At 47.2% G+C, this 11,496-nt stretch carries 10 protein-coding genes; 5 read left to right on the top strand and 5 right to left on the bottom strand.

Going from position 1 to position 11,496, the window contains the following annotated elements; translation table 11 throughout:
• Positions 1–21: 21 nt before the first annotated feature.
• From P0078_RS18930 to P0078_RS18920, 3 genes are all read right to left on the bottom strand, one after another.
• A complete protein-coding gene (locus P0078_RS18930) occupies positions 22–384 on the bottom strand; it encodes a VOC family protein (protein ID WP_282931457.1) in 363 nt (120 codons plus the stop codon).
• Positions 385–414: 30 nt separating this feature from the next.
• A complete protein-coding gene (locus P0078_RS18925) occupies positions 415–783 on the bottom strand; it encodes a hypothetical protein (RefSeq protein WP_282931456.1) in 369 nt (122 codons plus the stop codon).
• A gap of 456 nt (positions 784–1,239) precedes the next feature.
• Positions 1,240–4,092, bottom strand: coding sequence for an ExeM/NucH family extracellular endonuclease (locus P0078_RS18920; RefSeq protein WP_282931455.1), 2,853 nt, complete (start codon positions 4,090–4,092; stop codon positions 1,240–1,242).
• Between the two features lie 264 nt (positions 4,093–4,356).
• Between P0078_RS18920 and P0078_RS18915 the strand changes: the two genes are divergently transcribed.
• Positions 4,357–4,827: a MarR family winged helix-turn-helix transcriptional regulator gene (locus tag P0078_RS18915; protein ID WP_282931454.1), complete on the top strand. Its 471-nt coding sequence runs from the start codon at positions 4,357–4,359 to the stop codon at positions 4,825–4,827.
• 52 nt (positions 4,828–4,879) lie between these two features.
• Entirely contained in the window at positions 4,880–5,803 is a 924-nt protein-coding gene (locus tag P0078_RS18910) for a S41 family peptidase (RefSeq protein ID WP_282931453.1), read from the top strand.
• Positions 5,804–5,831: 28 nt separating this feature from the next.
• Here P0078_RS18910 and P0078_RS18905 read toward each other — a convergent pair whose 3' ends face one another.
• Complete coding sequence (locus P0078_RS18905) at positions 5,832–6,431, bottom strand: pyridoxamine 5'-phosphate oxidase family protein (protein ID WP_282931452.1); 600 nt, start codon at positions 6,429–6,431, stop codon at positions 5,832–5,834.
• Between the two features lie 103 nt (positions 6,432–6,534).
• Here P0078_RS18905 and pdxR point away from each other — a divergent pair, with 103 nt between their 5' ends.
• The 3 genes from pdxR (at position 6,535) to P0078_RS18890 (ending at position 10,192) form a co-directional block, all read left to right on the top strand.
• The gene (pdxR, locus tag P0078_RS18900) at positions 6,535–7,989 is read left to right on the top strand and encodes a MocR-like pyridoxine biosynthesis transcription factor PdxR (protein WP_282931451.1); all 1,455 of its coding nucleotides are present in this window, start codon (positions 6,535–6,537) and stop codon (positions 7,987–7,989) included.
• Between the two features lie 260 nt (positions 7,990–8,249).
• A complete protein-coding gene (locus tag P0078_RS18895; RefSeq protein WP_282931450.1) occupies positions 8,250–9,059 on the top strand; it encodes a right-handed parallel beta-helix repeat-containing protein in 810 nt (269 codons plus the stop codon).
• A 200-nt stretch (positions 9,060–9,259) separates the two neighbouring features.
• The gene (locus P0078_RS18890) at positions 9,260–10,192 is read left to right on the top strand and encodes an ADP-ribosylglycohydrolase family protein (RefSeq protein ID WP_282931449.1); all 933 of its coding nucleotides are present in this window, start codon (positions 9,260–9,262) and stop codon (positions 10,190–10,192) included.
• Positions 10,193–10,443: 251 nt separating this feature from the next.
• Here the strand turns inward: P0078_RS18890 and P0078_RS18885 are convergent, their stop codons facing one another.
• Positions 10,444–11,487 (bottom strand): alpha/beta fold hydrolase, encoded by a 1,044-nt coding sequence (locus P0078_RS18885; RefSeq protein WP_282931448.1) that lies wholly within the window; start codon positions 11,485–11,487, stop codon positions 10,444–10,446.
• Between the last annotated feature and the right edge of the window lie 9 nt (positions 11,488–11,496).

Here is an 11,496-nt window from a genome sequence, read left to right as displayed (position 1 = left end):
GGCTTTTTTCTGTAAACGCCTCTACGCAGACTCCACATCAGACCAAACCGCAAATTCATTGCCGCAAGGTTCCCTAAAATGGAAGCGCCTGCCACCGGGAAACGGGAAAATTGGCTTGGCTATTTCGGCTCCGCATCGCGTGACCTTTTCCAGGGTACCCTCCAGGTCGCGGCTGTATAACATCACTAATGCAGATCCATTTTCGGTAGTGCTCTGCAACTCTGCCTTGAAAAAGCCACCGTCTAATCCCGCATTTGAAAAAGCGGTGTACTCCGGACCGTAATCGGTAAAAGTCCAATTAAATGCCTCGGTAAAGAATGCTTTTGTCTTACCCAAATCCCTGGAGGGCAACTCAATATAATTAATTTTCTCGCACTCTCTCATAAGCTCACCATTTTCCTTGTTTTTCAATTTTCAGGCTGTAGGTCGCACAGGGGTATTCACCACCTGAAAACTGCCATTTGCCAGCGCTAGTGGCCGATCCTGATAGAGAATAATGGCGCGATCCATCATCTGTACAAAATCGAGCATCGCATAAAGCACCACACCTTTTCGCCCCTGATATATATCAGGCCGATAAATCAACGCCGCCATCCTATCGTCCATGGCTTCATAGGTATATGAAGCTTCCCCAACTAACTCTCCCGACGCCGTAACGTAACAATGTGTCGCGGTTTCATAGGTTACCGTGTGGGTAGAAAGGTCGGGGAAATCACCTTGCTTTGAATAGTGGGTGCCGGTCCATTCCAGGCTTAAACCTTCCAATGTCTTAAATGCCTGCAAACTATGTCTCCCCCAGTGGTTTAATAGCTTCGCTGATCACTAGTAACTGATTTACCTGAAGCAATAAAACACACGCTGACTGAAAACGACACTCTTTGCATTAAATATTTATGTATTTTGATACGTCTCTGATAGGCCCCAGTGATATCTCAATACTCCAGGAAGACATCTTAGGCACTTTATTCAAGTCTTTTTCCAATTCAGGGATCGGGCACGCACAAACACTTTCCCCTCCAATGATCCGTATAATAAAGATTTTAATGACTCGCAATGGAGTCTTGCCGGGCTACCAATATGAAAACGAGGAAGTGAAACACTCGGGCATATGCCCAAGGAGGTAAAGATGAAAAATACGTAATTAACATGGGGAGGAAAGAAAACGGCCGAATATCTCTTGCCTTAATATCCGACCGTTCAATATGTGGAGTTAATTATTTATTGTTGTTGATATCCATCTCAGTGCCAAAACGGCTTGCGAATCTCAATTTCACGGTAGGCTTTATCTTCATTACCGAAATCGTCTTTCACAGTCAGGGTAATTTCATAGCTACCACCGGTGGCATAGCGATGCAGTGCCATGGGGCCGGAGCGGTTGGTGCCATCACCAAAGTCCCACTCATAGCTCAGGTTACCGTCGCCATCGTAACTACTGCGCTCTTCAACCCACACCCAGCGCAGGAAGGTGTGGACTTTAAAATCAGCTCGGAGATCAACAACTTCTTCAAGTGGTACAAGCTGCTCAACAGTGGAGATCGCTCCCCTATCGTCCTCAACCTGGAGGATTACTGAATAAGTGCCTGCTGCATCGTAGCTATGACTGGGGTTTTGCTCACTACTGGTAGTGCCATCACCAAAATCCCAGGCCCAGCTAACGATAGTGCCATCGGTATCGACGCTGCTGTCGAAGTAGTTCACTTCGAAGCCTTCAACACCCCACTCAAACCCAGCAACCGGCTCCTGGTTATCTGCCCCCAGATCCAGTTCAATCACAAGCGGATCGTGATCTGAAGCGCGGAATGCATCAGCCGAGTAGAAACTCTCCACCTGCTCATCGGTTTTATTCTCGATGTTGTAATCCAGCACCCGAGGCTCGTCGGCATTGATATGCCAATCGGCCGCACCTGTTACCAGAGGAGCCAAAGCTTCACTGGCGAGGGCGTGATCCAAGTAACCGGACTCACCGCTGTAGACATAGGAGTAGGCTTCTCCTTCACCGAAAACCTCCAACAAATCAGCGTAGCCAGCGTCCTTTAGAGTGCTAATTGGGTTTTCGCGGGCGTAGCTATTGAGGTCACCGAGCACCAGAACACGATCGGTGCCGCTACCTGTCGGGTCAGAATCAATCCATGAAACCAGGGCATCTGCGGCTTCGGTGCGCAGCGAGTTCCAGCAGCCCTGTCCATCACCCAGATCATCGTTCAAACTGCCATCGTCAGGACAACTTCCCTTTGATTTAAAGTGATTGACCACCACGGCCAGCTCTTCACCACTTGATAGTTCGGCAAAAGCCTGCAGCAGTGGTTGGCGGTTACCGTCATCAAAGGGATAGCTATCAGTTGTCGCAGCAGCGCCTATAGGCATTACCCGATCGCTGCGATAAATCAGCCCCACAGTAATTTCATCGGTGCCCAGTTGAGCCAGGTCTGGATTAATAAATTGATAGTTTTCACTGCCAGTAGCCGCGTTAAGACCATTAATTAAATCCTGAATAGCACTTTCCGAACCGTAGCCATCGTTCTCAATTTCCATTAAGCCAACTACATCGGCATCCAGGCCTAAAATAGCGGAGATAATTTTATTTCTCTGGCGCAGGAATTCTTCTTCAGTATCAGCCCCACGGGAGGTAGGGAAACCGCCGCCATAACCATCGCCATTAAAATAATTCAGAACATTAAAGCTGGCGATCTTTAAACTGCCCTTACCCGGTAATTGTGGAGCGCTTTCACGCAGGTTGGCAGCAACAAATTCTGGCGCCTCCACGGGATGTACTCGGTAGGCGCTGTAGCTATACCCCATTACTCCGCGCAACCCCTCTACCGTATCGCCATTGCGTAAGGTATTGCTGGCACTGAGGCCGGAGACGGGATAAGGCACAGCTTCCGGGTTCTGCACACTGGAACCATCGTCCAGCACAATCCTATTCAGATCGTTTGCACTTTCCTGTGCTACGGCTGCAACCCCAGGCTCATTGTTGTGGGTGGGAATATAGAGACGGCCATTGGCCAGGGTGACTTCACCATAGCGCCCCAGGTTATAGTGGTCATTCACCATCAGGGCTTGCGGGAACTCAACCAACATCCCCTCGTATTGCTCCTGCTCTTCGGCAGAACTAAACGGCAGGGAGACTTCCTCGGCAGTCACACTGTAGCCGCTACCGCAAACCGTAACGCCATCTACCTCATCTAACTCGGTAAAGTCATAGTATTCAGTAACCACACCACCGACGCGAACCAAATCCCCGACTTGCACATCTACACCGAAGCCTTTGTCGTGTACAAACAACCCCTCAGAGGTATTTATCTGGCCATCCTGATCACTGTCTTCCTCTTGCAGGAAGAAGCCGGAAAGGCCGGTGCTGGTATCTTGGAAATCACCAACAACAACCGCTTCAATTTCGTGGCGCTCATTCTCCAGAGCGCTTTCAAACTCATCACCCTGAACCTGGCTGATTAACGTAGAAATATCTCCGCAATCGCCGAGAACAACATCGTCATCACCGCCGTCATCTCCACCACCAGTGCCGTCTTCGCTGTGCCAGCCGAGGTTGGAAAAGTCATCCTGACCTGCGCTAGACCACTCTGAAGCTGGGTCAAAATCCGTACTGCCGTCGGCACGGCCTTCGCTCACACTCCAGTTGCGAATTAAGGTTTGATTTTGGGTCCCCAGACTGTTGTCGCCCCATTGGCTACCGGGATCAACACCGATCTGGCCGATAACATCCACATATCCATTGGGGCCACTCAGGGCAACCGCATCATCCCCGTTAAACAGGCCGCTGGTATAAATCTGATCGGCTACTGACAGGATTGAGGAATCAGCACTGGCGTGGGCGAATACGTAAACATCGCCGTCTGCCAAGCTGCCACTTAGGGCGATGGTTGAAGCCGCCGCAGAGGAGCCATTGAAGTAAAGTTCAATGCTGTAGCTACTGAGGTCAACCGCTGCACCCGTGCCATTGTAAATTTCAAGGGCCTTATTGTTGCTACTGCCCTCGATATATTCAGAAATAATGAGGTCGCTGGCTTGGACCTCTTCAGCCAAAAATGGTAACCCCAAGGCTGCAAGGGCAGCCAAGCCAATCTCTTTCATAATGTTCTCTTCACTCGTACCTGACACAGATTACGCGGCGCAAAGATTGGCGGTTAATTCCTAAAGTTCGATGAATGAAATATGAAATTTAAATTTCAGCTCTTTGTTCAAAAATCCATTTCACACAAAACCCGCCAAACTCGCCACACAATGCAAAAAAAGCGCCAAAGAATTTGTGCGGGGTGATGAATAGCGGCAAAGAAGCTTGAAAAGTTCGCCAAAAATTATATAGTCACTTATATAAGTGCTTATGGAACAACTTTTATGAAATACAGCCAACTGGGGACTCAGCTTCGTCACATTCTGGAATTACTGGATGGCGATGTAGCAGAGAGCTATAGGGCCTGTGGCCTGGAGAATTACAAACCCCGCTACACCCCGATAATGCGTGCACTTATCCACAAGAGAGATATAACCATTAGTGAGGTGGTAGCGAGCACCCATATTTCCCAGCCCGCAGTGAGTCAAACTGTAAAAGACATGATTAAACAAGGGCTGGTACAGACCTCTTCTGGAGAAGATGCTCGCCAGCGCAAAATACGCTTGACCCGCAAAGGCAGTGCGTTGATACCCAAGCTAAAACAGCAGTGGATAGCAACTCTGGAAGCTGAACAGTCCCTCAATAGCGAATTACCGACAGAACTATCAGAGCTGCTCAATCAAACAATTCAAGCTTTAGAGAAACGCTCTTATTTAGAGCGGATAAAAGAAAATCTATCAATAGAGGCTACATAAATATGAAACGCCAACTCAAGATGAGTTTAGCGGTATTAATCAGTTTTTTTCCATGTCTCTCGCGGCAAGTTCCGGCGCAATGAGTTCCTGCCAGTTTGAGACAGGCCCGGTTATTAAAGCTGCTGCAGTAGCTATTCAGAAGCACTATATATTGGAGGAAAAAGGACAGGCGCTATCTGCTCAACTCAATAGCCTGGCAGAATCCAAACACTTTAATCATCTTTGTAGTGACTACCAACAATTAGCCAGCGCACTTACCAAAGAAATTCGCACCCTTTCCGGTGATAAGCATTTCTATATAGAGCATATAGATAACCAAAAAGAAGCCCACAATTGGATTGAACAGTGGCAGGCTGAAGCGCCCAGCAATAACTACGGCGTTAAGAAAATTGAGATTCTTCCCGGTAACATTGGCTACCTTTCCCTCTCTTCTTTCCACACCTATAAAAATGCCCACCAAACCCTCGCTGCGGCTTTCACCCTGCTTCGCCACAGCGAGGGCCTAATACTCGATTTACGCAGTAATGGCGGCGGAGACGAAGAAACCGCCAATGCTGTTCTGCAGTCATTTATTGACCCCCATTCTCCCTTTCCCTTTGTTATTGAAAGCCGCAAGGGGAGAGAAATACCGAAACGTATTTCACCTCAACCCTGGCCCACCTATGGGAGTGACAGACCAATGGTCATTCTGATTGATGGAAGATCCTTCTCTGCATCCGAGAGTACCGCCTTCGCACTACAACAGCTGGGCCGAGCCACGATTGTCGGTAATGCCAGCGCCGGTGGGGCACATATCATGGAGTCTCCCCAATCCCTCCCCTATGGCTTTGAAATCGGTATCCCAGATAAACGCCCGGTTTCTACGATTGCCGGCAGCCGCCCCAATTGGGAAGGACAGGGTGTTATCCCCGATATTGAAGCCGGCCAGCAGGAGATCATTCAAATCGCATTAAAAGTAGTGGCAGAGGCCCTATAAGGCTCCCTTTACTTTGCTAAATTGAGCACTAGCGAAACGGGCACACAGGCTTGACCCCGCTCCACACAGGCAGAGCCAAATCCTCTTTATTATCGGATGGCGCGCCAGTTCGGCTTTTGAAAGCCCCCTCCTCTATAGTCAGGCGCATCAAAGCTGTTCCCTTGCGCTCCTGTAGGTTGGGGAGGCGCACCTGATCCCAGCGCTCCGGCTCTATATCATCAATAATCGCTTTAAAAACCGCATCAAATTCCCGCTGCTCTTTGACCCTCTCACCTCGGCAAAACAATACCGCAGAGCGATAATTAGCACTGTGATGAAAGGCTGACTTGGCCAGTACCCACTCATCATAACGGGCAAATGAAATACAGACCTGCTCTCCTGCCTCCAATAGTTTTTGTAGCCGGCTCTTGTTAGCCAGGTGAAAATACAAAAACTCCCCCAGACGCCAAACGGTTAAAGGAATAATGATGACTTCACCGTCTTCAATAAAACCGACATGGCCAAGTTTTAGCTCGTCGACAAGCTTATAAACATCCTCTCGCCGATAACTGGCACGCTTGGGAGCACGACGTACACGACTCTTCGCTGAGGTTGGCAATTCATCAGAGATTGGCGAATGTAAATTCATAAAACCTCCTTTAACTCACTCTGGTATGAAATAGATATCGCCAATGTAGGATCTTGCTGGTACGCTGATAAGCGCCAGTTTTAACTATTTTATGGTGCCAGTTTTGAGTGCCGCCGAACTTACAGACCTAACTCTCGAATCAGGCCAGCCGCTACAGGAACAGTTGTATCGGCAATTGGTAGATTGGATCTGCAATGGCCGACTGGCTGCTGGTACCAAGCTCCCCTCCTCGCGCCGGTTGGCAGAATCCCTCTCTATCAGCCGCAATACAGTGACATTAGTTCTGGACCAGCTGAAAGCAGAGGGCTTCCTTACCAGCCATCCAGGGAAAGGCGTATTTGTATCTCCCGAATTGCCGGCCTACACAAAGAGAACACACAGACAAGGTTGGCAAGCACAAAGGAATAGGTACTTACCATCACTTTCTCACTATGGTGATTTTGCACAGACATTATCTTGGGGTAAGAAAAGTGAGGATCAATCTCTCCCCTTCACCCCCGGCCTACCGGATCTAAGCAAATTTCCATTCACTATTTGGAATAAATTATACCGCCGCCACCAATCCAGGTTAGCTCTCGCAGGTTACGGGCAAAGCCAAGGTTATTTACCTTTGCGTATGGCACTTACTGAATACTTGCGCAACTCCCGGGGAGTTCGCTGTACCGCTGAACAAATTATTATTACCAATGGAGCTCAGGAAGCCCTGAATCTATGTGCACTGGTCGCGATTAACCAGGGAGACAAGGTTTATATAGAAAATCCAGGATATCGCCGCGCTCGAGCAGCTTTCCAGGCTGTTGGAGCAAAGCTCGTACCAGCGAATCTGAAAGATAAGCACTTGGATGTAGATAAGCTGGTCAATAATGCAACCCAGGCCAAGTTACTTTTTACCACACCAACACATCAGTACCCAATGGGTGGTGTTATGCCCGCAGGTGAACGGATTAAACTGCTGGATTGGGCGACACAGGCTAGCTGCTGGATAATTGAAGATGATTACGACAGTGAATTTTCATTCCAACATAAACCCGTCGCGGCGCTCCAGGGGATGGGAGAAAATACACCTGTACTCTACATGGGGAGCTTTAGTAAGACCTTGCTACCCAGCCTACGATTGGGCTATTTAGTGGTGCCTAAATCTACAGTAGCGGCATTTACCCAAGCAAAAGAAATGTTATCTGGCCACTCCCCCTTAGTCACACAAGCTGTCGTGGCAGACTTTCTCGATGAGGGGCATTTTGTGCGACATCTTCGCAAAATGCGTGCTAGTTATATGAAGAAATGGGAACATTTCTATCAGCTTATTCGAGAAGAAATACCACCTCCAGCCGGACTAATTGCCAGTAGTGCCGGTATGCACTTGGTTATATCCACGCCGGGACACGACGACATCACCCTTTCAAAAAAACTACGCGAATACGGATTTGGCAGCACACCACTATCGCTCTTCTATTCCAATAAAAATGAAGATTCAGGGTTGGTGCTCGGGTTTGCCAATACAACTTTCGAACAGAGGGCAGATTGCGTAAAGATTCTCGCAAAAAATCTTAAAAAATAGCCATTGCACACCCAAACAACGCTTATTTTTATAATGCAGGTTTCTTCATTTTTCGCACCAGTATTAAGCACCTCCACCTAAAATAAAAAAGTAAATATTTTAATAGAATAAAAACAATCTATTATCACCAAAATATCAAATAAAACCCAATAAATTAGGAAAAATTTCCTATGGCTCTTTCCCAAACCTAGGTCACAATCTCCATGGCTTTGGGTGTTCACTCTCTTTTTTAATTACTCAGATAATTAGGGAAATTTGATATGAAAAATAGAAATATGAATTCTATAAAAGCATCATTGCTCGCTGTATCCGGTATTGCAGCACTATCGCTCTCCGCCGTCGCATCAGCTGTCAGCTGTGGAGATACCATTACAACCGCAGAATCACTTACCGGCGATATTCTTGGCTGCGCAAGCCACCCTGCACTCGTGATAGATGCTGGCGGATCACTCGATATGGCGGGTTACCACCTCAGCTGCGATGGCAGTGGAATTGGCATTCAATTGAAAGACAGCGATAGAATCCTTGAGGATACTGTTGGTGGAAGCACTATCTCAAACTGTAACAATGGCGTATCTGCCGAAGGTGATGGCAGCCATCAAATCTTTGATATCACTGCTTCGTCAAACTCTATTGCAGGAATCGCCCTTTGGAGTTCAGGTAATACTGTTGAAGCCTCCGATGCTAGCGGCAATGGGGGTATGGGTATACGCGTTATGGGTGACGGTAATCGTGTGAGATACTCTTATGCATCAAGCAACGGTCTCCAAGGAATAAAGATTGTTGGTGACAATACTCTCATCAGATTCAATGAGACGAATCTCAATACGTCGAGTGGGATTGTAATTGATAGTGGGGATGGCGGCATTGTTGCCAACAATCTATCAGATAATAACGGCGTTAACGGCATTATGATGTTGGGATTGGGTCAAGTCGGATACTTGATCATTGGCAATACCGCGGAAAATAATGCCGGCGCAGATCTTGCTGACCACAATCACCCTGCTTGCACTGGCAATGTATGGATTAGAAATACTTTTGGAAGTGCTAACGATGCCTGTATTAATTAAATGATATAGCGACTTTAGTGGCGAGCCGATTAGTTTTAAATATCGGCTCGCTCTCACCTAAAATAAAACCCTTTCCCTCGATGGCCATCAACTGCCAATATATGTTTTCTAGAATAAAACTGTTACTTATAACAGCAATTAATAGTGGTCCTTATAGCTAGTAGCGACTTCCCCTGAGAATAAGGTATAGAAATCAAAAAATGATAAAGCTGAGTAAATATAGAGGTTGCTTTAAAGGAATAGCCATCGGCGATTCATTTGGCGCCCCGTACGAGGGTGGCGTTCTAGAAAGACAACTCTGGAAAATTATCGGGAAAACCGAACAGGGTAAAAAGCGTTACACCGATGACACGCAGATGTCTATTGATATTGCGACCTCCTTTCTTGAGCATAATTACCTTGATCAGGACCACATAGCCAAAAAGTTTGCCCAAAGTTATCGCTGGAGCAGAGGGTATGGTCCCAGTGCAGCGAAACTACTCAAAGGAGTCAGGGATGGTAAACGCTGGCAAGATTTAAACCGAAAAAAATTTAAGCTCGGTTCTATCGGCAATGGGGCCGCCATGAGAGCACCTATTATTGCCCTCTGCCACCCCCAAAATGACTATCGCCTCAAGCAATATGTACAATCGGTGTCTGAAATCACCCACGCCCATCCAGTTGCTGTCGAGGGAGCATACTTGATCGCTATCGCCATCTGTGAATCCCTGCAAGATCGTTCAAACAGAGAGATATTGAACAAACTGGAAGTAAGATGTAAGTCCGAAATATATCGCTACAAACTGGAAAAGTGTGCGACTCTACTGTTTAACCAGAAAATCCCACATCCGCAGCAAATCAAGCAATGGCTAGGTAATGGCATTACCGCGCCAGAGTCCTGTATCACCGCCATTTACTTTGGACTTAAGTATCGAAACTCTCCTTTAACGTCTGTATTAGCTAATATTTTTTCTCTAGGTGGTGACACAGATACCGTGGGTGCCATGGCCGCTAGCATCTGGGGGGCATTAAATGGAGAAGACCGAATGGAAAGCATGGCCGACAAGGTCGAAAACATCGATTTCATTACCGAGCTTTCTGAGAAACTCTATTTCACCCAATATCAGCATGAACAAGCCTTACAACCCGCATAGCCTACTAAAAAGGGAAAAGGGAAAAGGGAAAAGGGAAGAATACACCGCGCTTGGACCCTATGAGGCATGGATGCCGATTAGAAGCTTACAGGGATGTATTCGCGGTGAGTCTCGAGTGCGGTGTATTCTTTCCTTTCACCCCAGTAGTAAGCCTTAAAAAAGTAGAGCGGATCGTAAAATAACCAAAATGTTAATTTAAAAATCTCTGACAGCTTAACCAGAGCACCATGAGGCTATTAAGAAGTGCTTTATTAGGACTGGATACTTCTCACCCTGGCCAAAAGCTTTTCGATACTATCAACAGTAGTGCGCGCCCCAATAGCGCCAACAAAGAAGAAATGGTTACCTGTAACGGTCTGTGAAAAATAAGCGGAAGACGAGCGGATTATAAGCTGTACTAGCTCCCACCTTTCCCTTGGAATCTGCTCTGGAGATGCACCTCCTAAAAGTTTACTGGCAAGAACTCGATTGCGAATAAATGCCCAATCATCAATATTGCACAGCACATTTTCCAAATCTCCCATTGAATCACTCTGAATAACAACGGGAATTGGATAGTCCAAGAAGTCAAAGGTGTTTGCCGTTTTCAATGCCCTGGAAAGATCTTCCTTAAACCCTTGCCCATCATACATTAATCCAGTGCCAATAAGCGCGATGGGAATTGCTCCAAGGAACGCCTCCAGATAGATATCTTTGGGGATAATTGTGTGTTGGTTTAAGGTGTTCTGCTCATCAAGCGCGGCCAAAAAGGCAGGATATATGCCCTTTCGACTGGCCATCCCATCAACTGTCATTTCGATGGCCTTGGCATTAGCTTCGGGAAGAAAGCCCGGCAACGCGGGTTCTGCGGCCATAGCCACAAAGCATTCAATCGAAAAATTCAAGGCTTTCGCCGCCCTCGCTAGAGCCCCAGCGATTTTCCCTCCCATACTCCAGCCGCACACCACTACCGAATTTGGAAGGTTATATTCAGACAAAATCTTGGCAATAATTTCTGCAGCCTGATCTCCCCAATCTTGAATTGTAAACTCCGGGTGAGTACTGCAAAAAACCGCATTTTCCATAGGGTAAGAAATAGCAAGGAAGGGAAAACCCGCTAGATTGACCCAGTGACTTATAAAATCATCTGGGCGGCCACCGGGATAGCCGTAGAAAATACGCGCTAGATGTGCTGTGCCTGGAATAAATACCATTAGCGGACTGGTACTAACCGCCGGTAAATAACGGTAAAGCACTGGAAAATCATTGATTGTTTCCAGGACTTCCCCGTCATACAAAGTGGGACTCGGTGCCATATTCACCCT

The organism is Microbulbifer sp. VAAF005, from assembly GCF_030012985.1.
Taxonomy (GTDB): Bacteria; Pseudomonadota; Gammaproteobacteria; order Pseudomonadales; family Cellvibrionaceae; genus Microbulbifer.
This window is presented reverse-complemented; position numbering and strand designations above follow the sequence as displayed.